This is a genomic window from Natrialba sp. INN-245, from assembly GCF_009807105.1.
GTDB lineage: Archaea > Halobacteriota > Halobacteria > Halobacteriales > Natrialbaceae > Natrarchaeobius > Natrarchaeobius swarupiae.
Genome location: NZ_WUBV01000059.1, coordinates 89,749 through 110,917 on the forward strand (window position 1 = coordinate 89,749; position 21,169 = coordinate 110,917).

The following is a 21,169-nucleotide window of genomic DNA, read 5'->3' on the forward strand; positions in this document are numbered from 1 at the left end:
TCTTCTCGAGCTCCCGGATCGGGAGAGGGAGACCACCGACGCTTACCTCGCGTACAGCGTCGATCCGACCAGCGCGGGAAGGTGAACGTCGTCGTCGGGCGTCATCGCCAGGTACGGTCGGGAAACGGGACCGAAGACGTCGACGACGCGGCCGACCTCCTCGAGCGAGTCGTCGAGGACCATCGTACCGATCGTGTCCCGATAGTCGCCGCCATCGTCGGCGTTCGTCGGGTCGTCCGTGTCGTCTACACGGAGAACGGCGAGTCCCTGGGCCGTCCGGACGACGGTGCCAACCCGGCGCATCACTCTCGCATCGCGACGACGTACGCCGCGACGGCCTGGACGAGGTCGTTCTTCGATGAGTCGTCCGAACCCCGGACGACGACGCGACCGCGGTCGGCCCACGGCTCCCTCGAGTAGGCTTTGTCGCGTTCGATCGTGGCGTCGTACCCGATCTGTTGGACGGCCTTGGCGATCTCGTCGACCGTCGGTTCGTCGACCGCGAGATCCTCCGATACGCGTCGTCCCTCGGTCCGCGAGCGCTCCGCATCGAGATAGGCGGGCCAGATGACGTTCTCGACCATGTGTTCATCTCGACAGGCCGACGAGTAAACCCTTTTCAAAACGGGACGCTCGTGTTCGTCCCCTCCGCGGGGCCGAAATGGGTCGGTCACGAACCGTACAGCGATCGGTCACGAACCGGATAGTGGTCGATACCGGACCAGATAGTGGTCGATCGCCGTCGAGCGATCAGTCCGATCGGGTCCGCACGGCGACGAACGAGAGGAGTGCGATCACCGCGGCGGCGGCGCCGAATCCGGGGATCGCGAACGTCCCGTCGCCGTCGGTCTCGCCGTCGTCGGTCGAGTCGACTTCGTCGATCGACTCGAGATCACCCTCGATCTCGGCGTAGACGTCGGGGTGGACGGTCTCGACGAGGTGGACGATCACGTCGACGATCCCCGGGGCGGGCTGGCTCATCGCGTCGTCGTCGACGGCGACGACGTTCCCCTCCTGGTAAGCGGTCGTCTCCTCGATACTCTCTGCGATCGGCGGCTCGTCGGTCCAGTCGGGGTAGACGATCCACTCCGGATCCTCGTCGACGACGACCTCGGCACTGATCTCCTGCCAGCCCTCGATGTCGGCCCGTTCGGCGACGTTCTCGAGTCCGGCGGTCGTCAGCACCTCGTGTTGGAACGTCTCCGTTCCGGGCGTCGTTCCCTGATCGTCGCTGACGTAGTAGGCAAGCGGTCGCTCCTCGTCGGTGAGTGCGTCTTCGATCACGGCGAGGCGGTCGTCCATCCGACCGATGGCTTCCTCGGCGCCGCCACACTCGCCGGTTAGCTCGCCGGTCGCCTCCACGTTCTCCCGCACGTCATCGATCGACGTCGCGGTGTCGAGAACGTACACCGGAATCCCGGCGTCCTCGAGCTGGTCGACCAGTTCCTCGTCCGCGAGGGCGACGTTCGCCGCGAGCACGACGTCGGGATCGAGTGCGACGATCTCTTCGGCGACCGGCGTCACGCCGTCGTCTTCGGTGATATCGGTCCGATCGCCCGCCTCGAGGTCGTCGGTGTAGGGCCCGACCGGCATCCCGACGACGCGGTCCTCGGCACCGATCTGGTAGGCCAGTTGCGCGTCACCCGGATAGAGGGCGACGACCGCCTCGGGCTCGTCAGCGAGTTCGATCGTCTCTCCGCGGGCGTCGGTTCGCTCGAGGGGGAACTCGCAATCGGCGTCGATCGCCTGCGTCGCGATGCCCGCGGAGGCGGTCGGTTCGGTAGCAATCGCACCGACCTCGCCAGCCGCGGCCACACCACCCGTCGCGAACGCGATCGTTCCGACCACGAGCAGCGCGGCGAGCAGCGTTGTGCGTAGGTTGCCCATCACACGTACGACCACGTACTTCAACAAATATTTGGCTACTGCAACCGGGGTTGTGTGTATGCTCTCGCCGACCCGCACGATCACGTGGACGGTCGGCTTGCTCGTCGTCCTCCTCGGCATGATGGTCGTTAGCGCTGCACTCGGTCCGGTCAGAATCGAGCCGGTGACCGTCGTCAAGGCGATGCTCAACGCGCTCGTGATTCCGACCGACGTCATCACACAGAGTGCGACGACGGTCCCCGTCGTCGGCTGGCAGGTTCCGGTTCCGGGACTCGAGTACGTCCCCGTGTTTTCGTTCGACGTGCCCGACACCCACCAGACGATCGTTGCCAGCATCCGCCTGCCGCGGATCGTCCTCGCGGCGATCGTCGGCTGTGCACTCGCCGCCGCGGGAACGGTGATGCAGGGATTCTTCCGGAACCCGCTCGCGGATCCGTCGATCATCGGCGTCTCCTCCGGCGCGGCCGCGGGTGCGGTGGCCGCGATCGCGTTTCCGGCGCTCGTTCCGTTCGGGAGCCTCCACCTGTCGGCGTTCGTCGGCGCGCTCGCGACCGCGTTTCTCGTCTACGCGATCGCGACCGACGGCGGGAAAACGCCGGTCGCGACGCTCTTACTCGCCGGCGTCGCCGTCCAGGCCTTTCTCGGCGCGATGATCTCGTACATGCTCGTCCACAGCGGCGACGACCTCCGGCAGGCCGTGATCTGGATGATGGGTCACCTCCACAACAGCACGTGGGGCGACGTCCAATTCGCTCTCCCGTTTACCGTCGTCGGCGTCCTCGTCTTGCTCTCGTACGCCCGTGATCTGAACGTCCTCTTACTCGGCGAGGAGGACGCCCACCACCTCGGCGTCGACGTCGAACGGACCAAACTCCTCTTGCTCGCGCTCTCGAGTCTCGTCACCGCCGCGGGGGTCGCGGTCGCTGGCGTCATCGGCTTCGTCGGCCTCGTCGTCCCCCACATCATGCGACTGATCGTCGGACCGGATCACCGCATCCTGCTCCCGACGAGTGCGCTCGCCGGCGCGTCGTTTCTGGTCGCGACCGACACGATCGCTCGCGCAGGACCCGCCGAGGTGCCGGTCGGGATCGTCACGGCCGCACTCGGCGCACCGTTCTTCCTCTTCCTGCTCGTCCGACGGGAGGTGCACGCGATATGACGTCGCCACCCAACAACGGGCAGGACACTCGCCCCGGGCCCGAGCCAGCCGCGATCACCGTCCAGAACGTCTCGCTTTCCTTCGACGAGCACCAGGTGCTCGAGGACGTCTCCCTCTCCGTCTCACCCGGCGAGTTCGTCGGCTTCGTCGGCCCGAACGGCGCGGGGAAGACGACGCTGTTGCGCGCGATTAGCGGTGCACTCGAGCCGACAACGGGGTCGATCGAGATCGGCGGAACGAACGTTCACGACGTCTCCTCGCGGGAGTCGAGCCGGCTCGTCGCCGCGGTCCCCCAGGACACCTCGCTTTCGTTTTCGTTTCCCGTTCGTGATGTCGTCGAGATGGGCCGACACCCCCACCGCTCGCGGTTCTCGCCGCCGACGGCCGACGATCGCCTCGCGGTCGAAGACGCCCTCGAGCGAACCCGAACCGCGGAACTCGCGGATCGACCGATCGACGAGATCAGCGGCGGCCAGCGCCAGCGGGTCGTCCTCGCGCGTGCCGTCGCACAGGAGACGCCCGTCCTGTTGCTGGACGAGCCGACGGCGAGTCTGGACATCAACCACCAGGTCGAAACCCTCGAGTTGGTCCGTGAACTCGTCGACGACGGCCGGACGGTCGTCGCGGCGATCCACGATCTGGACCTGGCGGCCCGATACTGCGATCGGCTCGTGATGTTGGCCGGCGGGACCCTCCACGCCGACGGCTCGCCGTCCGACGTCCTGACGAGCGAGACCCTCGCGGAGGCGTTCCGCGCGAACGCGACAATCACACCGAACCCGGTCACGGGGACGCCGACCGTTACCGCGCTACCCGATCGACAAGCCACGGACGTCGACGCTGGCAGCGGGCGAACCGACGGTGGCGACGGATCGACGACCCTCACGGTTCACGTAGTGGGCACGGGGACGACGGCCGCAGGCGTTCTCGCTCGCCTCGACGTCGACGATCTCTCCGTCTCGATCGGACCGGTTCCCGGGGACGGGATCGCAGCCGAAGCCGCCCGGAATCTCGGAGTCGAATGCCTCGAAGCGGATCCGTTCGACGCGCCGTCCTCGACGGTTCGCTCACAACTCGAACAACGAGTCGGGGCGGCAGACGTGACCGTAGCCGCCGACGTCACCATCGGACCCGGCGCGGGACGCCGTCACGTACTCGAGACGATAGAAGACGCGGATCCGCTCGTCGTCGTACACCGACGATCGGCCCACGAGCGGATCGTCGGGGACGATAGATCCGAGCAGCGGCGCAAGCGATACGAATCGTGCCGAGGCCGAGCCCACGAAGCGACGGTCGAGTCCACGCTCGAGGCGGTTCGTGCCGCACTCGAACGGCGCCAGGAGAGCGATGGAGTCGACCGCCGCGTTGACCCCGACTCGGAGGCTGGGGAGTAACCGAAATCGACCTCGAGCGGTCGAAACCGGAGTGGACGTCACGGCCGGACGGTTCCAGAACGCCCTCCAGACCGTAACCAACCGCTCGCTCGACCGTACGCTCGTCCGAACACAGCCAACCGCTGAACACAGCCAACCGCTCGCCGCCCGACCGCAACTGGACGGTTTTTTACCCCTCCGCCCCCGAGTCCTCGCCAATGATCGAGACCGAGTACGACTACGATGCGCTCGGACTCGTCGCCGGACTCGAGATCCACCAGCAACTCGACACGGCGACGAAGCTGTTCTGCCAGTGTCCGACCGAACTCCGAGAACCCGAGGAGGCGACGCGGACGTTCACCCGATATCTCCACCCCACCCGGAGCGAACTGGGCGAACTCGACGCCGCCGCCGTCGAGGAGAGCAAAGTCGATCGGGAGTTCGAGTATCTCGCCTACGATACGACCTGTCTCGTCGAAGAAGACGACGAACCGCCCCACGAACTCGACGAGGAGGCCCTCGAGACCACCCTCGAGATCGCCCAGCTCCTGGAGATGCGTCCCGTCGACCAGGCACAGGTCATGCGAAAGATCGTCGTCGACGGCTCGAACACGACCGGCTTCCAGCGCTCGAGTCTCATCGCGACGGACGGCGAAATCGAGACCAGCGACGGCGCAGTCGGTATCGAGGATCTCCTGCTCGAGGAAGAAAGCGCCCAGCGCCTCGCGGAGACGGAGTCGGGGGTGCGCTACAGCCTCGACCGACTCGGCATTCCGCTTGTCGAGATCGGGACGAGTCCCGACATACGCTCGCCAGAACAGGCCCTCGAGGCGGCCGAGCGAATCGGGATGCTACTGCGCTCGACGGGTAAGGTCAAACGCGGCCTGGGGACGATCCGCCAGGACGTCAACGTCTCGATCGAGGAGGGCGCACGCGTCGAGATCAAGGGCGTCCAGAGTCTCGACGACATCGACGATATCGTCCGTAACGAGGTCGCGCGACAGGTCGAGCTCGTCGCGATCCGCGACGAACTCGGTGAGCAGGAAGCCACAGTTGGCGAACCCGAGGACGTCACTGACGTCTTCGTGGACACCGACAGCGGCGTCATTCAAGGTGCCCTCAACTCGGGCGGCTCCGTGATGGCCGTCCCGCTGTACGGCTTCGACGGACAGGTTGGCCGGGAGATCGCACCCGACCGTCGCCTCGGAACCGAGTTCTCCGATCACGCGAAACGCCACGGCGCGGGTGGTATCTTCCACACCGACGAATTGCCGGCCTACGGCGTCACCGACGAGGAGGTTGCGGACCTGCGGGAAGCCGTCGGTGCGGATCCCGAGGACGCCGTCGCCATCGTCGCCGACGAGACCCCCGTCGCGGAGGCCGCCATCGAAGCCGTCGTCGAGCGCGCCGAGACCGCACTCGAGGGCGTCCCCGAGGAAACCCGCGACGCGAACGACGACGGGACGACCCGCTACCTGCGTCCGCTCCCCGGCGCGGCGCGGATGTATCCCGAGACGGACGTGCCGCCCGTCGAACCCGATCCGAGCGAGGTGCCCGAGCCCGAACTGCTCACCGCAAAGGTCGAGCGCTACCAAGATGAGTACGATCTCGGCGCGGGACTGGCCGAACAGGTCGCCTACGGCACGCACATGCCGCTGTTCGAAGAGTGCGTCGCCGACGGCATCGATCCGACCCTCGCGGCGTCGACCCTCGAGTCCACGCTGACGGAACTCCGTCGGGACGACGTTCCGGTCGCGAACCTGACCGACCGACACCTGAACGGGGTGCTCCGGATGGTCGAAGACGGCGACCTGCCGAACGAGGGCGTCGGCGATCTGCTCGCAGCACTCGCCGACGACCCCGATCGAACGCCAGCGGAGGCGGCCGACGAAGCGGGGCTCGGTGGGGCCGACGAGGATGCCGTGCGAGAGACGGTCGTCGAGGTCGTCGAGCGCAACGAGAGCCAGGTCGAAGCCGAGGGAATGCAGGCGTTCTCCGGTCTCATGGGTGAGTGTATGGGGGCACTTCGCGGGAAAGCCGACGGCGACCTCGTGAGTGAGTTGCTCCGCGAGGAGATCCAGAAGCGAGCTTGATCGATCGGTTTCGCCGTCGATTCTCCTCAGTTCCGACGTCGATTCTCCTCAGTTCCGACGACGGTCCGGCCGGTCTGGGAGCTGCAATCGTTACGATCGGCAATATGTTTATTACAGTAGACGTTGGCCACCTGGACGGTGAAACGATGAGCGATAGGGAACGAAACCACGTGACCGCAGTGTGCCACGTTCGCGCGCCGCTGCTTCTCGAACCGGTCGACAGACAGGTCGAGACCCTCCAGGCCTGCGAGTCGGAGGGGGCGATCGACGAGCTGTTGCTCCGTAGCTGGCCCAAGGAGGTGAAACGGTCGACCGAGAGCCCACACGCCGAGGTTCTCGAGACGTTCGACCGGTTCGAGCGGTGGGCCAAGCGCCGGGGCGTAAGCGTCCGGCCACCGTTTCGCGAACGCACCAGCACGTCACAGATTACCGGCGAGACGACGGAGCTGCTCGTCACGCCACTGCTCTGTCTCGAGGTGTACGTCGACGAGGGTCTCGTCGGGGTGTTCCCCCACTCGGACGACGAAGAAACGTACACGACCGACGAGGTGATCGCGGCGTTGCGAATCGGCGAGCGGCCGACGCCGCTCGGGACGGAGTCCGTGTCTCGAGCACACGCGAATGAGGACACGTGTCCCGACTGCGGTGGCGAGTTGATCGACGGGCAGGGGCTGTTCGCGTGTTCGGACTGTGGATGGGTCGGCGCGACGACGCCATCCGGCGAGTACGTCGCCAGCCCAGTTCCGTCGGGCGGCTCCGGGGACGACGAGCGGGCCAGGAACGTCCTGATCGACCGTTCCCGGTAACTCGTATCGTCCAGGTAAACGACGACTCGGTCCACCGTCGAGGCGAACGGCGACTCGACCCGTCGCCCGATCGAGCGACCATCCGGTTTGCTACGATTTCCTGCTCGGTTGATACGGATTCCTGTACCGATTTACCGGCGCAACCGCCGCCCGGGTCGCGGTTGCGCCGGAAATGACGTACAGTAAACCGTATGAGAGATCGTGATCGCTCCCGGCAAATCCGCTTACCGATGGTATCGCAGAACTCTCAGTAAATATTATAGCGGGCCAGGCGTATCAGTTCCCCCCGATCCCGTTTCGTGGCTCTCAGCCGGCGTTGGAACCCAAACAGTTATGTAAACGAACACATGTCTTTCTGTGTGTACCCTTCACGAGATGTGGTGTGTACGACGGGACGAGGAGTGTTCGTCGTCGACCCATCGGGGTGGAGTCTCCGGCCTGCCGGCCGATGATCGATCGAATGCCAGAGGAAGATCCGACGTTTCTGTACGAACTCGCACGTAACTCGGAGGAGCTGAAGCTACTCGAGTATCTGACCGGCTCCGAGAAGCCGATCATCCGGTATCGGGCAGCCGAGATTCTCGGCGGCCTGGCCTCGAGCACGAACGACGACGATCGAGATCGTGTCTTGCGCGCTCTCCTCCGGACGGCCAGACACGACGAGAACGATTCGGTGCGTGCCTCCGCCATCGACGCGATCTACCTCCGAGACGAGGACAGTCTCGAGCAACTCGTCGCGGATCTCGCGGGAGAGAGCATCGACGACACTCCCGAGTGGGCTGAGATCGATCGAACGACGGACTGGCTCGAGGCAACGCATTCGGAGTTCCGAATGCTGGCGGCCGCGGCACTCGGCCGAATCGGCGACGACAACGCGATACCCGACCTCCTCGAGGCCTGTACGGACTCGGACCTTCGGGTTCGAACGCGTGCGATCCGAGCGTGCGGAACGATCGGCGATCCGCGATCCGTGGACGTACTCGCGGATCGACTCGCGGATCGCAGCGAACAGGTCAGGCGCGCGGCAGCCGCTGCGCTCGCCGAGATCGGAACTCGGGATGCCCTCGAGGCACTGATCCCGGCGACCCGCTCGTCCACTGAATCGGTTCGGGTGATCGCGGTCGGTGAACTCGGTCGGTTCGGAAACTTGGTGCCGGTGTCCGCCCTCGTGGACTCGTTCGAGGACCGAAGCGACCTCGTCAGGCGAACGGCCGCGCGGTCGTTACTGGAGTTGCTCGCGAACACACCGTCGGACAGAAGCCACGAAATCCGGGAGGCTGTCTCCGACGAACTCACGGCGGGGGATACAGCGTCGCTCGTCGAACAACTGGTTACGTTACTGAGCGGAAACCCACCGCAGTACGTTCGGCGAAACGGGACGTGGTTGCTGGGCCGAATCGCCGGCGACGAACACCGAGCGGACGTCCAGGAGTGTCTGCTCCGCGGGCTCGACGATTCCGACGAAATTACGGCGAAGTTCGCGATGACAGCTCTCGTCCAGCTTGGCGATCCGTCGCTCGAGTCGCGACTACGCCGGTTGATCCGTGACGAACCGGACACGTCCGCGACGAAGCGGCGAGCCGAGTTCGTCCTCGAGCGGGTCAAATCCAGCCCGTCTCGCGAGGCCGTTACGAACTCCGTCGAGTTCACGTACGTAACCGATCCGGCCGATTATACGCGGAAAAAGCGCGAGCAGTCCTCCGACAAACGGGACGAGTAGCCCACTGAACCGTGGGTCTAGCGTCGAGACCGCACTGAGTTCGTCTACCTTCACCGCTGGATGGTCCGATCTCGGTACGACGCATCGACCGACCTGTGACGCCCATAATATATATCGTCGTGAACGAACGAGTGGAACTCGAGTCGCATGGTGTACAACTGGCGGTGTCGACGCTGTGAGTTTGTCGTCTGGTCTCGAAACGGGAACGAGATCCGCTCCGCGATCCAGGATCATCTCGTCGATCATCATCGCCAGCGTCTCTCGAAGGATGGGTTCCAGGTGCACTGGAGGTGTCCGTACTGCGACGATAGTGGGCTCGACCACGACGAATCGGCGGCCGTCAGGGCGTTCAGGGATCATCTGTTCGGACACGCAAAGCAACTCCTACAGACTGGCGCCCACGTTACGGACGAAGTCGGTGGCACCGGTAACGTGTTGGTGCTCGCTCCGTCGGAAAGCGACGGTGCGAACAACGCCCGAGTCCATTTTACTGCACCCAACGACGTCGTGATACTGGTGACGATGAACGTCGCCGACCGTCTGGAGTTACTCGGCCGTCGCCTCGAGGAGTGGCCCGCGAAAACGATCGTCGTGACGACGAAAACCGATCCGTTGGCCGGCGTTGAGGACGTAGATATCGCGTCCGTCCCGCTCGAGATCGTTCAACTGGACAAGGGTCTCGGAATCGCGGGGCTCGGTGAGACGATCTCGCGTGTGATCGCCGAACACGAGACGACGGACGGAGATATTGCCGTCCAGTTCGACGTCCTCTCGGAGATCATCGACACGTACGAACTCGAGAAGGTGTTTCGGTTCATTCACCTGCTCAACTCGCGGATCGAAAGCGTCGACGCGCTCTCACACTACTACTGTAACTCCCAGGCCCGTTCGAAGCCCACGATAAACCTCATCGGCGAGCTGTTCGACCTCAGGATATCCGCGACGGGCGAGCGATTCGTTCTCGAGCAGTGATCGATCCCGGCGACCGTCACTCGAGGTCGGGACGTTCGGTCGCTCGACGGAGGAGCCCGATGAACGTGTTCGCTTCCCGCTCGGTCAGGTCGGCCCGCCCGTAGACGCGACGTATCATCCGCATGGTCTTCTCGCGTTTCTCCTCGGGGTGGTTGAGTTCCTCGAGGAGTGCCGACCACTGTTCGTAGAGTCGATCCTCGGTCGGCGGTGTGGCCCGCACGCGTTCCACGTCCGGGAGTTGTGTGTCCTCGTCGCCCAGCGTGAGCGTTCTGAGTTCGTACAGCGTTACTGTGGCCGCCTGGCCGAGATTGAGGACGGGATACGCTGCGTTCGCCGGGATCGCACAGATCTCGTCGAGACGAGCCAGTTCGTCGTTAGTGAGACCGACACGCTCTCGACCGAAGACGACGGCGGTTCGGGTTTCGACCGACGCGAGTCGATCGGCGAGGCCTGCCGGCGTCGAGAACGGAAACCGAACGTGACTGCGGTCGTCCTCGTTGGTAACTGCCGTACATCCGACGGTGTGATAGTTCTCGACGAGGGTGTCGAACGTGATCTCGGTCGCGTTCGGCAGGACGTCCTCTCGAGCGTGGCCCGCGAAGCCGTACGCTTCGCCGTCGGGATCGAGTTCTGGCGGGTCGACCAGCAGAAGGTCCTCGAAGCCAAAGTTCTTCATCGCTCGAGCGATCGTTCCGACGTTACCCGGCGACTGGGCGTCGACGACCGCCACTGTAGGAGCCGTCGACCGAGTCGATGGGTCGTCGGCTGACGGCTGCTCGGTCATTCGGTTTACCCTCGGGACGGCCAGTCTGTTACCGTTTCGATTTGTCGGTCCGTAGCGGTTTGTGGCCGGTCGTTGTTCGTCTGTCGTTGTTTATACGTGGAACAGGCGCAATACCACGGCCTTCAAGCCGTGGATACGCGCCGTCACTCCGGGCAACAGACCACTGTTCAATCGGTTTCTCTGAGTTTCCCACGATGAGGTTTAAGTGACAGGCCGCCCTGTCAAAGAGTAGGAATCGGTCGGAAGGTGCGAATTCCGAACCGTCCTTCGGAGGCGGCCTGTCCGCCCACGCAACGAGGCAGTATCCGAAAGGACAGCCGGTGAACGCACATGCTCGAAGCGTGTGCCTGTGCCGACTACTCGAAGCGAACCAGACGATACCCCCGAGTCTGCTGACGCCTGCTGGCGTCCCCGTGGCTAAACCAACACCGGGACGCCAACACGGTCGAGGATAGGGGTAACGGCGGTTTGGCACCGCCAGCAGTCCACCACACCGAGACTGTGGGACTACCCGTGCCCGAAAGGTGTGGTAGTCCGTTGACTGGACTGCGAACCTGAAACTCCCACCGCTCGGGATTCCTGCGTCTTCAGGCGCAGGAGGATGTCAATGTTTCCCGATTGTTAACCATAATTCATTAATTTTAGTAACTAGTCTAGTAGTGACTAGTCTAGATAGATAATCTAGATCTAGTGACAACCGGACGATCGATCGTGTCACCGTCGATCACGCTTGATCACGCGACTGTCGGCCTCCGGATATCGATAGACGGTGGAGTTCGGTCTACAGAGGAGTTCAGTCGAATACTGCTCTCGTCCCGTTCCGGGTGAGGCCACGTCCTGGTGCTGTCGTTCCTGACGAGCGTCGAGACAGTGAATGGGGACTGCGAGTAGATGGTAGATGGATGGCAGTACGGGACACACACCCCCGTCGCGTTTGTAACGCCGATTGCGTGTGAAGGTTTTCGTCGAGAACACACCACTGTCGCGGATGAAAAACGACCCGGAAATTTCGTGAACCGATCGATTTTGTCGAGTTTCTCGACCACCCACTGGCCGTTTCCGTTACATCCGCGACGGGGGTGTGGGTGTCGTGATCGCACGGCCCCGTTTCTGGCTCTCGAGCCGATCGACGCTCGCAGGCGGATTCGTGCGAAACCGAACGCCACTGGGCTCGTCTCGTTGGCCTCGAGCGACGTTCGACATTCGAGTGTCGGTGGAGGCGGGGTATCCGGCGACAGTTGGTGACCGACAGCCACCCATCGGTAGCTATCGGATGGGAGACGAAATCGGTCCGTCAACCGGATGAGCGATGTGATCGAGTCGGACTCCGCCGAATCCGCTGTTCTCTCCTCAGTTACATCCGCGACGGGGGTGTCGGTGTCGACCGCCCGTCGATCGATCCTCGAGACCGGCCGCCGTTAGAAGCGCGATGTGGGTCTTCTGGCCCTATTTCAATGAGTGGCCGAAATCGGCGTTTCCAGCCGTTACAGTGCACATTTTACATCCGCGATAGATCCCCATACATTTATATCAATCCGGGGGAAAACACGGTTCACTGCAATGTCCGCTAACGACGATCGTGATCCGCTGTTTCGGTACGACGATCCGGTTTTTGCCGACGAGCGGTTGCTCGAGATCACGCACCTGCCCGGCCCGGACCGGATCGTCGGCCGCGACGAGCAGATGCAACGGGTTGCGGACGCCCTGAACCCGGCTATCTTCGGGAGCGAACCCAACCATCTGTTCATCTTCGGCAAGACTGGTACCGGTAAATCACTCATCTCTCGGTCGGTCACCAAACGAGTGATCTCGGAGGCCCGACGCGACGACGTCACGGTCAAGTACGCCTTCATCGACTGCGGGGAACAGAACACCGAGGCGTCGATCATCAAGACGATCGCCCAACTCGTCAACGAACCGGCCGAAAGCGGCGTCTCCGTTCCGGATCGGGGGCTCGGAACCGGCGACTACTACAAACGTCTCTGGCAGGCCGTCGACCGCTGTACCGACGTCACGATCGTCATCTTAGACGAGATCGACATGCTCGAGGACGACGAGGTGCTCCGAAAACTCTCGCGGGCGGGCGAGAACCGCCGTATCTCGAACTCGAGTATCGGTATCATCGGCATCTCGAACAAGATCGACTTCCCGGATCATCTCTCAGAGCGGGTCAAATCCAGCCTCTCCCGGGACGAACTCGTCTTCTCACCCTACGATGCGAACCAGTTGGTCGAAATCCTCGAGAAACGGCGGGACGCCTTCCACGACGGAGTCCTCGCGGACGACGTCATTCCGCTTACGGCTGCACTCGCCGCCCAGGAACACGGTGACGCCCGAAAGGCGATCGACATCCTTCGAAACGCGGGTCGAATCGCCAAAAAGCAGACGGATACCCGAGTCACGGCAGAACACGTTCGCGACGCGAAAGAGAAGACCGAAGCCGACCGATTCAACGAACTCATCGAAGGCTCCCCCCAGCAAGCGAAGGCGATCCTCTACTCGCTGACGATTTTGACCGAAAACAGCTCGCAAAAGGAGTTTCCGACGAAGATCATCTACAACCAGTACAAGGAGATCGCTCGCCGACTCGACTTCGACGTGCTCTCGGAACGCCGGGTCCAGGAGATACTCCAGGAGCAAAACTTCCTCAACGTCATCCAGTCCGAACGCGAGGGTCGTGGGCGTGGTCGCGGTGCTCACGCCAAACACCGCCTGCTCGAGAACCCGTCGATCGTCAAGAAGGTGCTGTTGCGCGACTCGCGTCTCGCCGTTCTCGAGAACGGAGACGACGACGAGTGATCGACAGCGGTCCTCGGTAGCGACCGTCCGGTTGCTGTTGGGACGCTCCTATAATCGATTATATTTCCTGGTACAAAATCGACAATTAAATTCTATTTAGTGAGGGGGCTTAACAAACACGATCCGCTGATCACAACCAGATGACGAACTTCGTACGATCGATTCGGGATACGGTGATGCGAAACCAGCGTACCGTCGCCATCGGCGGTTCGGAGCCGATGACGTTCTCAGAGCTCTGGTCGGCGACTGACGCGTTCGCTGGTGGACTCCGTCGGCGGGATCTTTCTGCCGGTGACGCGGTCGGTGTCCATCTCTCGTCGCCACGGACGTTCGCCGTCGCGTTCTACGGTGTCCTTCGAAACGGCTGCGTTCCCGTGACCATTCCGTCGAATTTTGACGACGAGGACATTACCGCGGCGCTGACCGAAACGAACTGTACCGCGCTCGTCGTCGACAAGCGCCGTATAATGGGAATCTTGGCCGACGTAGACGAGTTGCGCGTCGCCATCACTGTCGACTCCGATGGCGGGCTTGGGATCGACTGGTCGGCGTTTCTCGACAACGAGGGGATGAACGGATCGGGGTCACGGACCGGGATCGACGTCGTCGGTCGCGGGAGCACGGAACTCGGCCTGATCGCGTACGAACGACGGGACGAACGGGGACCGGTCGGAATCGCTCACACCCACTCGAGTTTGCACGCTGGTGCGTCTGTCGGATCGTCGATAATCTTTTCCGGTGAGTCGCGAACCCATCTCGGATCCCTTCGTCCCACGGATCCGATCGAACTCGCGTACGGATTGAACGGGACGATTCGTTCGGGCGGGCAATACCTACCCGTAAACCGTCGGGACGCCGAGACGATTTCCACGGCGATCGAGTCTTCTGACGTCGATCGGACGTTCGTGACGCCCTCCCAGTACGGCGATCTCATGTCACTCGGGGCCGTCGACGAGGGCGTCGTCCCGATTCGGTCACCACGGGCAACGACGGGAGATTCGGCGGAGTCTCCAACGGATACAAACGAGGACGTCGTCCATCTCTACGCGTTACCTGAGACGGGAATCACACACGGGAGGACGACAGCCCACCGCAAGTCGGGACTGCTCGGAACGACCCTCCCCGACGTCGAGGCACGGCTCCTCGAGTTCGGCGGGGATGGGGACGAAAGCGAGTTGGGTGGCGATGCTGCCATGGTCGGAGACACAGCGGGTGAACCCGACGGCGGTGTCGGGGAGGTTGCGTTCGCCGGACCGTCGACGATGAGCGGGTACGTCGAACGCCCGGGACTGACGGAACGGACCGTTGCCGTCGTCGACGACCGGTTCTGGATCCGAACGGGGCTCACCGGGTGCTATCGTGACGGGGCGATTTACGTTACTGGTACGGAGGGAATTCGATCCACACCCGGCGTGTCGGGATGAGCAGTCAGTTCGAAGCGGAGCGGTCGCCCTGAGACGATCGGTTCCGATGGCGGCGATGGCCGCAATCGAGGCCCCTTTCCGTCTGCTCTCCTCACTCGAGGTATGAACAGCGTCGATGCGGCCGGGCTCGGTATCGGAGACGAGTATCCGCCCCGGATCATGGGCGTGTTGAACGTCAGCGAGGAGTCGCCGTACGATCCGAGCGTCTACGACGATCCCGGCGAGGCGGCCCGATACGTCGACGAGGAGCTGATCGACGAAGGAGCTGACATCGTCGACGTCGGCCTCGAGTCGGCCAACAAACGGTTCGGCGTCCTCTCAGCCGAGGAGGAACTCGACCGCCTTCACGTAGCCCTCGAGACCATCGAGAGCGTCTCCGGCGACGCGGTGTTCTCGATCGAAACCCGCTATGCGGACGTGGCAGACGAGGCACTTTCACGGGGGTTCGACATGGTCAACGACATCTGCGGGTTCGCCGATCCCGAGATGCCGACGGTCTGTACCGAACACGACGCCGCCGTTGTGAAGATGGCCAGCCCACCCGACCTCGAGCGCCCAGGTGCTGTTCGGGAGACCGACTGGGCGGCGCGAAAATCCCCAGGGTGGGCCGACCGTGCGGACTACGTCGATCAGGTCTTCGAGGCATTGAAACAGAACGGGTTCACGGAGAAGACGATCGTCGACCCCGCGTTCGGGGGGTGGAGCGAGGCACAGACTCTGGCGGACGATCGGGAAACGTTTCGCCGTCTTGGAGGGTTTAGATCGCTCGAGCGGCCGATACTCGTCTCGATTAACCGAAAGAACTTCCTTGGCGACGTCGTCGGCCGGGAAACGGACGAGCGCCTCCCCGCGAGTCTGGCGGCGACGCCGCTCGCCGTCGAACGCGGCGTCCACGTCATACGGACGCATGACGTCGCCGAGACGCGCGATGCCGCGTTGATCGGATCGGCCTTCGGCGATTGTCCAACCAGGTGACCGCGGAGACGCCGTCTCGAGGGGAAATAGCCGTTTCGAAGGCTCCCACTCGACGAACTCGACAATGTACTGCAGTAAGAGAAAGCTTATGACGGAGGCTTCGAAATGGGGGAGTGGACGCCGGGCGGCCTCCCGGGTAGGGGTACTTTGGAGGCGATTCCCGGCCCACAACACGGAATTATTGTGGAGTTACGTCGATTAGTGGCTACGCCCCTCGACGGTTCCGATCAACTGCTCACTTTCGCTCGTGGCCCGGACCGTCGGCCTGGGCCGAACGTCCGTCATCCCAGGGGGAGACTTGTCCCTTTCTCACTTCCGATGGAAACACACTCACCGCTCGAGCCCGAACGCTGACGCCATGGAGTTCGAGGAGTGGGAACCGATCTACGAGGCCATCGTCGACGATTTCGGGTACGATCGAGCGGCGGACGAGCGAGCACGCGATGTCTTCGCGTCGATGACCGACTCGTTCGACCTCGAGAAGCTCTCGGCCGCTCGAGGGGCAACCGTCGCCGTCGTCGGCGCGGCACCGTCGCTCGAGACGGCCGCGGAACTCGAGCGAGCACGCGAGGCTGACGTCGTCTTCGCGGCGTCGACCGCCGCCGACGTTCTCGACCGACGAGGAATCGAAGTCGACTGCATGGTCACGGATCTCGATAAAAACCCCCAATCGGTTCGTCGGTTTACCGAACGCAGGGTCCCGGTCGCGGTTCACGCTCACGGCGACAACGTTCCGGCCGTTCGACGGGTCGTTCCGGACTGTGACGACGAGTACGTTCTTCCGACGACCCAGGCGAAACCGCGTGGCCCGGTCCGAAACCTCGGTGGGTTCACCGACGGCGACAGGGCGGCGTTTCTCGCCGACTATCTTGGTGCCGATCGACTCGTGTTCGTGGGATGGGAATTCGACGATCCCGACGTCGGACCGGTCAAGGCGCGCAAACTCGAGTGGGCCGGTCGGTTACTCTCTTGGCTCGAGCGACGACGCGACGACCGATTCGAGCTACTCGAGGGGACAGGCGACGAGTTCGTCACTGAATTCGGTACGTGACGATATCGTCACAGCCACAGACCGGGCAATCCGCCGTCGCGTTTTCGATCGTCTTTCCACACCGACGACACTCCTCGACCGTCGTTTCCCCGTCCCTTTGAAGAAGAACCGATTTGACTGCTCGACGCATCGCCGACTGCGTGGTTCGATTGGTTCGTCGTTTGCCGCTCATGATCCAACGCTTACCGAGATCGTAGTTCGTTATTGTCGGGCTACCGTGACTGACATCATAGCTGAACAATATTTACAAACTGAATGTTCTCTCCACCGGTGGAAAGCTCTCGTTTCTTGAGTGTCACTCGAGGGTGAACGTCGTCCCAACAGTACTGGCGGATATCGGTCCCGCTACTTGCGGTGGTCTCGGTGGTCAGCTATCGACGTTCTCGACCGTTCGAAGAAGGGAAAATTGTTTTCGAGGAGGGTTACGGACTCGGCTGTCGACTGCGTCAACGGGAGCGATCGGAAAACCTTCGTCAGCGACGGGGGTGCCGAACCGACCGGTGGTGGTTCAAAACAGAGCGTCGAGTTCGCCGCCGGTATCGACCAGCGAGGTGAGGTCCTCTTCGGCTCTCGCCTGGACCATCTCGGTGGTGTCCTGTGCTTCGATCGCGACCTGCTGGAGTTGGTCGATTCGCGGGACGTCCGTCACGCCCGACAGGAGGACGATCGCTCCGACTTCGTCCTGGTTCGGCCGTGGGTAGTCGCCGCCGCGAATCTCCATGCTCCCGGTTTCATCCTCGAGCCACTGACGTCCTCGCTCGACCCCCTTGCGATTTAGGTGTTCCGGCGGGCCGGTCGAGACGACCAGTCCCCGGTCGGCACTTGCGACGTCACACGGGAGGGTGAGTCGTCCGAGCGTCGCCTTTCGGACGAGACTCGTCATCCGGTTCGTCGCGGTTCCTTCGTCGAACGTCTCGGTCTCCCGAAACGTCGAGAGGAGTCCATCGTCCGCGTTGTCGACGGTTTCGCGTGCGTACCCGATCGTCGACACCCCTCCCTCGAGCGTGTTGATGATCTCGGAGGAGTCGACGACGCTCTCGGCGACGTGGTCGTCGTGGTGGACCTCTCCGGCCGCGAACAACAGCCCGAACCGCTCGACGATTTCCTTGTTGATCCGGTCGTATCCGCCGGCGACCGTCTCTCCGGCGTCGCGCCAGACCTCGTTATCGAAGACGAGCAGGTTGTCGACCTCGCGAACGAACGTCTGGAACGATCGTGCCGCGTTGAGGGTGTAGATCCCACCCTCGTCGGTTGCGGGCAAAACCCCGAGTCCGAACACCGGTTGCGTGTAGATCCGTTTGAGATGTGTCGCGAGGACCGGGGCACCGCCGGAGCCGGTTCCGCCACCCATCCCGGCGACGATGAGGAACGCGTCGATCTCGTGAATCGGGATGCGATCGATCGCACCCTGTACTTCGCTGATGTCCTCCTCGGTAACTTCGGCGCCAAGTTCGTTGTCGGCGCCGACACCGTGGCCCTTGACGCGTGCCTGACCGATCAGGACTCTGTTCCGTTTCGGAATTCGCTCGAGTCCGTGGAGATCCGTCGTTGCCGAGTTGACCGCGATCGCCGTTTCGACGAATCCGCCATCGATCGCCTCGTCGTACGCGAGGAATTCGTCGACGATCTTCCCGCCTGCCTGACCGAAGCCGATTAGTGCGAGTTTCATGGTTGTCTCTCGTGGCCGTTTCCGGTGGCGACCACACCGAAGTGACCGCCAAACCGCGGAAACGGATGCCACGTCCCGGTGGATTCCGCTGACTACCATTGTTATGGTCCGCATAGATCTGCCGGGTCGACAGCCATCTCGGAGGCCTATTCGCTCGGTTCTCGCGGACCGCCCCTAGCATCTCAGGCGGCTCAAACGAGGGTTCCTGAGCCGTTCGAGCTGGTTACACGTTAGTATAGTCGTCGATTAACGACTCTCACTCGATGGCGACTGTCGACGACTCGAATCAGTAGACGACGAATACCGCGTCCGTACGTCCTCGAAGCGGTCGGAAAATCTACCGAGATAATTCGGTGTTGAACTAAGGCTGACACAGTAAAAATCCGACCCGCGACCGAATCACTGCCGGAACAACCTCGAGAGTAAGCCCTATACACGCCGATGGCTTATTTCAGGCCGGATGACCGAGGGCACGTCGACCGGACGGCGAGAACTGCTTGCAGGGGCAAGCGGGATCGCCGCGAGCGCCCTCGCGGGATGTTCCGAACGATTCTGGTCTCACGCGGAGAACACGGCTCCCGAGCAGATCGAGTTAACGATCAAGACGGTTCCGGCCGACGACGATGCGGTCGCCGCCAAGATCATGAGCCACCTTCGGGAGAACTTCCAGGCGGCGGGTATCGACGCGCTTCACGAACCGATCGCGGAGGCAGAGTTGTACCGTGACGTCCTCCTCGAGGGTGATTACGACGTGTTCGTCGTTCGCCATCCGGGGTTCGACGACACCGATGCGCTGTACGGAATGCTTCACTCGCAGTTCGTAAGCGACGTTGGCTGGCAGAACCCGTTTCACCTCTCGGACGTAACCGTCGACGATCTCCTCGAGAGTCAGCGAACGATGACAGACGGCCGCGACGAGGTGATCGTCGATCTCCTCGAGTATCTCGAGGAGACTGCCCCGTATACGGTCGTCGCCTTTCCACACAGCCTCGGTGCCATCAGACGGGAGCTGCCAGCGTCGATTATCCCCCAACGCTCGTTCGAGTACGTCCAGGTCATGTCATTGGAACCGTCGGACGGCCCGCGGGAGACGCCCCTCGAGGTCGGTGTCTACGGTGAAGGACTGACGGATCGATTGAACCCGTTGATCGTCGACCGAAGCCGAATCGAGGGGTTGACTGAACTGGTGTACGATCCGTTGTTCCGTCGACTGGACGACGAGTACGTTCCGTGGCTGGCGACCGACATTAGTTGGGAAGAATCCGCTCGGACGGAAGCGACGATCACCCTGCGCGACGGAGTGACCTGGCACGATGGCACCGAACTCGACGCCGACGACGTTGTTTTCACTCACCGGTTTCTCGCGGACACGTCACTCGGCGAGATCGAAGGTGGGCTGCCAGCGCCACGATATCGGGGCCGACAGGCCATCGTCGAAACCGTCGACCGCATCGACGCGCGCACGGTCAGATTTTCGTTCGGTAACACCGCTCGTCGAGCGGCTGCCCGTTCGCTGACGATCCCGCTGTTTCCCGAACACATCTGGGAACCGAGATCGGAGGTCGTCGCCGACCGTCAGACCGAGGCGCTCGTGGTCGAAGACGAGGACCTCGTTGGCTCCGGGCTGTTCGAGTTCGTCGAGGTCTCGCCCGGATCGATCTCCCTCGATCCGTACGACGCTCACGTCTTTCGTACCGACTCCGGGAGTCGACCAACGATTCTCGAGGGGTTCTCCCAGTTTTCCGGGATTCGGTTCACCGTTGACCCGAACCCCGGTGCGATGATCGAATCGCTCCAGGAGGATACGACCGATATCACGGCGACGACCATCCCACCGAGCGTAGTCGAGACGGTCCAGGAGTCCGAGTCGGTTCGACTGGTGAGCTCCGCGACGGATTCGTTTTACATGATCGGGTACAACATCCACCATCCGGAACTCGGCAACCCACACTTCCGGCGAATCCTCTCCCGGTTGATCGACCGGGAGTATACAGTTACCGAACTGATGGCCGGCTACGCCGAACCAGCGGAATCGTTCAGTTCGCTGGTCGGCATCCGCGACGACGAGTGGGACCATCGTTCCGAGCCAGTTATCCCTCGATTTCCCGGTACGGACGGCGAGATAGACGTCGACCGGGTTCGATCGCTCTTCGAGGATGCCGGCTACCAGTACGAAAACGGTGTTCTCCTCGAATGATACGATCCGGGATGGCTGATACGGTCTGGGACGACTGGTTGCCGGTCGATCCCTCACCGACCTGCGATCGACCGGAACAGCTCATAGCGGTTCGTACGAACTGATAGGGATTATCGTAGCCAACCACCGGTTTCGAATCCTCTCTTTCGGCACTGTCTCTCGGTTCTTCACTGGGAAACGATGAACTCCTACGATAATCCCTATGACTCGGTGAACGACGCGAGGGAGGTGATCGGTTTCGCAGCCACCCTTGATGTGGT

The 21,169-nt window shown here is 62.8% G+C and carries 16 protein-coding genes and 1 pseudogene; 11 read left to right on the forward strand and 6 right to left on the reverse strand.

Annotated features, from left to right (window positions below; translation table 11 throughout):
* Window positions 1-42 precede the first annotated feature (42 nt).
* The 3 genes from GRS80_RS15705 to GRS80_RS15715 all read right to left on the reverse strand — a co-directional run bounded on the left by GRS80_RS15705 (window position 43) and on the right by GRS80_RS15715 (window position 1,887).
* The gene (locus GRS80_RS15705; protein ID WP_149082589.1) at window positions 43-303 is read right to left on the reverse strand and encodes a Gar1/Naf1 family protein; all 261 of its coding nucleotides are present in this window, start codon (window positions 301-303) and stop codon (window positions 43-45) included.
* Entirely contained in the window at window positions 303-584 is a 282-nt protein-coding gene (srp19, locus tag GRS80_RS15710; RefSeq protein WP_149082588.1) for a signal recognition particle subunit SRP19, read from the reverse strand. Before srp19 ends, GRS80_RS15705 begins: the two co-directional genes overlap by 1 nt.
* A gap of 166 nt (window positions 585-750) precedes the next feature.
* Entirely contained in the window at window positions 751-1,887 is a 1,137-nt protein-coding gene (locus tag GRS80_RS15715) for a PGF-CTERM-anchored ABC transporter substrate-binding protein (RefSeq protein WP_160048387.1), read from the reverse strand.
* A 58-nt stretch (window positions 1,888-1,945) separates the two neighbouring features.
* On the opposite strand from GRS80_RS15715, the gene btuC reads away from it, so the two are divergent.
* The 6 genes from btuC to GRS80_RS15745 all read left to right on the forward strand — a co-directional run bounded on the left by btuC (window position 1,946) and on the right by GRS80_RS15745 (window position 10,010).
* Window positions 1,946-3,046, forward strand: a complete 1,101-nt coding sequence (gene btuC / locus GRS80_RS15720; protein ID WP_160048388.1) for a vitamin B12 ABC transporter permease BtuC — start codon at window positions 1,946-1,948, stop codon at window positions 3,044-3,046.
* Window positions 3,043-4,440, forward strand: coding sequence for a heme ABC transporter ATP-binding protein (locus tag GRS80_RS15725; RefSeq protein ID WP_160048389.1), 1,398 nt, complete (start codon window positions 3,043-3,045; stop codon window positions 4,438-4,440). The genes btuC and GRS80_RS15725 overlap by 4 nt, the downstream gene beginning before the upstream one ends.
* A 197-nt stretch (window positions 4,441-4,637) precedes the next feature.
* The gene (gatE, locus tag GRS80_RS15730; RefSeq protein ID WP_160048390.1) at window positions 4,638-6,512 is read left to right on the forward strand and encodes a Glu-tRNA(Gln) amidotransferase subunit GatE; all 1,875 of its coding nucleotides are present in this window, start codon (window positions 4,638-4,640) and stop codon (window positions 6,510-6,512) included.
* A gap of 146 nt (window positions 6,513-6,658) precedes the next feature.
* Complete coding sequence (locus GRS80_RS15735) at window positions 6,659-7,318, forward strand: HTH domain-containing protein (protein ID WP_235019771.1); 660 nt, start codon at window positions 6,659-6,661, stop codon at window positions 7,316-7,318.
* Between the two features lie 460 nt (window positions 7,319-7,778).
* Window positions 7,779-9,038 (forward strand): HEAT repeat domain-containing protein, encoded by a 1,260-nt coding sequence (locus GRS80_RS15740; RefSeq protein ID WP_160048391.1) that lies wholly within the window; start codon window positions 7,779-7,781, stop codon window positions 9,036-9,038.
* Between the two features lie 147 nt (window positions 9,039-9,185).
* Window positions 9,186-10,010, forward strand: a complete 825-nt coding sequence (locus GRS80_RS15745; protein WP_160048392.1) for a hypothetical protein — start codon at window positions 9,186-9,188, stop codon at window positions 10,008-10,010.
* A gap of 16 nt (window positions 10,011-10,026) precedes the next feature.
* On the opposite strand, the gene GRS80_RS15750 is transcribed toward GRS80_RS15745, so the two are convergent.
* A complete protein-coding gene (locus GRS80_RS15750) occupies window positions 10,027-10,794 on the reverse strand; it encodes an RNA methyltransferase (RefSeq protein WP_160048393.1) in 768 nt (255 codons plus the stop codon).
* 1,560 nt (window positions 10,795-12,354) lie between these two features.
* On the opposite strand from GRS80_RS15750, the gene GRS80_RS15755 reads away from it, so the two are divergent.
* The 4 genes and pseudogenes from GRS80_RS15755 to GRS80_RS15770 all read left to right on the forward strand — a co-directional run bounded on the left by GRS80_RS15755 (window position 12,355) and on the right by GRS80_RS15770 (window position 17,043).
* Entirely contained in the window at window positions 12,355-13,593 is a 1,239-nt protein-coding gene (locus GRS80_RS15755) for an orc1/cdc6 family replication initiation protein (protein ID WP_149082580.1), read from the forward strand.
* 140 nt (window positions 13,594-13,733) lie between these two features.
* The gene (locus GRS80_RS15760) at window positions 13,734-15,017 is read left to right on the forward strand and encodes an AMP-binding protein (RefSeq protein ID WP_160048394.1); all 1,284 of its coding nucleotides are present in this window, start codon (window positions 13,734-13,736) and stop codon (window positions 15,015-15,017) included.
* A 102-nt stretch (window positions 15,018-15,119) separates the two neighbouring features.
* A pseudogene (gene folP, locus GRS80_RS15765) lies at window positions 15,120-15,977 on the forward strand (dihydropteroate synthase); the annotation flags it as partial.
* Between the two features lie 373 nt (window positions 15,978-16,350).
* Entirely contained in the window at window positions 16,351-17,043 is a 693-nt protein-coding gene (locus GRS80_RS15770) for a 6-hydroxymethylpterin diphosphokinase MptE-like protein (protein ID WP_160048395.1), read from the forward strand.
* Here the strand turns inward: GRS80_RS15770 and GRS80_RS15775 are convergent.
* Together GRS80_RS15775 and GRS80_RS15780 are read right to left on the reverse strand one after the other, a co-directional pair.
* Window positions 17,024-17,215 carry a hypothetical protein gene (locus tag GRS80_RS15775; protein ID WP_160048396.1) on the reverse strand — a complete coding sequence of 64 codons (192 nt, stop codon included), beginning with the start codon at window positions 17,213-17,215 and terminating at the stop codon, window positions 17,024-17,026. The two genes, GRS80_RS15770 and GRS80_RS15775, sit on opposite strands and share 20 nt — an antisense overlap.
* 336 nt (window positions 17,216-17,551) lie before the next feature.
* The gene (locus GRS80_RS15780; protein ID WP_149082575.1) at window positions 17,552-18,712 is read right to left on the reverse strand and encodes a tubulin/FtsZ family protein; all 1,161 of its coding nucleotides are present in this window, start codon (window positions 18,710-18,712) and stop codon (window positions 17,552-17,554) included.
* Between the two features lie 460 nt (window positions 18,713-19,172).
* On the opposite strand from GRS80_RS15780, the gene GRS80_RS15785 reads away from it, so the two are divergent.
* Window positions 19,173-20,909: an ABC transporter substrate-binding protein gene (locus GRS80_RS15785; RefSeq protein WP_160048397.1), complete on the forward strand. Its 1,737-nt coding sequence runs from the start codon at window positions 19,173-19,175 to the stop codon at window positions 20,907-20,909.
* The last annotated feature ends 260 nt before the right edge of the window (window positions 20,910-21,169 follow it).